The sequence below is a fragment of the Streptomyces sp. URMC 123 genome, assembly GCF_051386515.1.
Taxonomy (GTDB): Bacteria; Actinomycetota; Actinomycetes; order Streptomycetales; family Streptomycetaceae; genus Streptomyces.
On the sequence record NZ_JBPQTV010000587.1, the window covers coordinates 1 to 1,651 of the forward strand.

A 1,651-nucleotide genomic window follows, 5' to 3' on the forward strand; every position below is an offset into this window, starting at 1 on the left:
CCCGGTACGTCGGCGTCTTCTCCGGGTTCTCCCGGCCCCTCCGACTCCGGCGCCGCGGCGGTGGACGCGGCGGGGACGACGGCCGTGGCCGTGGGCGGTACGGGGGCGGGCGCCGCGGGGGCGCCGTCCGCGGGGCCGTCGGGGTTCTCCGCGTGCAGGAGGCTGATCGCGTGCCGGCCGAGCTGGGCGACGATCCCGGCGGGCAGCCAGGACTCCGGCGCGGAGCCGTCGGCGAGGCTGTCGGCCGCGCCGGTGAGGGCCAGCACCTCGTCGAGGGAGGGGCGCTCGGCCGGGTCCTTCACCAGGCAGGGGGCTATCAGCTCGCGCAAGCCCTCGGACAGGTGGTCGAGCTCGGGCTCCTCCTCGGCGATGCGGTACATCAGCGCGTGTACACCGCTGCCGGCCGCGCCGAACGGCAGCCGGCCGCCGGCGGCGAAGGCGAGCACGGAGCCCAGGCAGAACACGTCGCAGGCGGGCGTGACGCGGCCGCCGCGGACCTGCTCGGGCGACATGAAGCCCGGGGAGCCCACGAGGGCGCCGGTGTGCGTCAGGCCGCCGTCCGCGCCGGCCTCCAGCGCGCGGGCGATGCCGAAGTCGATGACGCGGGGGCCGTCGATGGTGACCAGCACGTTGGACGGCTTGAGGTCGCGGTGGATCAGGCCGGCGGTGTGGATGTCCTTCAGGGCGGACGCCAGGCCGGCGGCCAGCACGCGGACGGAGTGCTCCGGGAGCGGGCCGTGCTGGGTGATGACGCTCTGCAGCGACGGGCCCGCGATGTAGCCGGTCGCGACCCAGGGGGTCGCGGCCTCCGTGTCGGCGTCCAGCACGGGGGCGGTCCAGGCGCCGCCGACCTGGCGGGCGGCGCGGACTTCCTGGCGGAAGCGGGTGCGGAACTCGTCCTGCTCGGCCAGGGCCGCGCGGACGAGTTTCACCGCGACGGTGCGGCCGCGGTCGGAGCGGGCGAGGTAGACCACGCCCATGCCGCCGGCGCCGAGCCTGCCGAGCAGGCGGTATGCGCCGATCCTCTGTGGATCGTCGGACCTCAACTCGTCCATTTCCGTTGCCCCCGTCGCCCCGTGCGGTTCCGAACCACCTGAGGATAGACGCGGGGCCCTCCGGGCGGGTCTGCGCGGCGACCACGTTCACGTTGCCTGTGACGTGAGCGCGTTTTCCCGCGCCTTCGGCGCGGGGGTGGGAGTTGCGGTCGTGCGCTCTGTTCGTGCGGGGGTCGGTGCCGCGCCGGGGTACCTCCTCGGCGGCGCACGTGCACCTTTGTTCTTCGGCTCTCCCTGGGGAGATGTGCGCCGCGCTGCGGGGGCACCCCGCCACGTCCCCTCGGCCCGGCATGGCGACGCGCCCGCGGTAGGGGGTGGAAAACCACAGGTGGTCACGGCCGGCCCTCGGCTTCCCGCCCATCTTCTTTTCTCCGGCGAAGCCGGAGCCGTCTGTGAGCAGCAGGTCGCGATCACGGCTCAGCCAGGCACGCAGAGCGCGTAGAACCCCCCACCCCGCTTTGTGCGCCCCGACCGGCCGGAGGGGACGTAGCGGGGTGCCCCCGCAGCGCGGCGCACGAGACGGCGAGAAAGCCGAAACACAAAGCAGCACGTGCGCCGCCGAGGAGGTACCCCGGTGCGGCACCGACCCCCGCACG

Annotated in this window: 1 protein-coding gene; it reads right to left on the bottom strand. The window is 74.9% G+C overall.

The window, feature by feature from the left end; all coding sequences use genetic code 11:
* On the bottom strand, positions 1 to 1,055 hold a 1,055-nt coding region (locus tag ACSNOD_RS30990; RefSeq protein ID WP_436770405.1), incomplete at its 3' end, for a serine/threonine-protein kinase.
* Positions 1,056 to 1,651 lie beyond the last annotated feature (596 nt).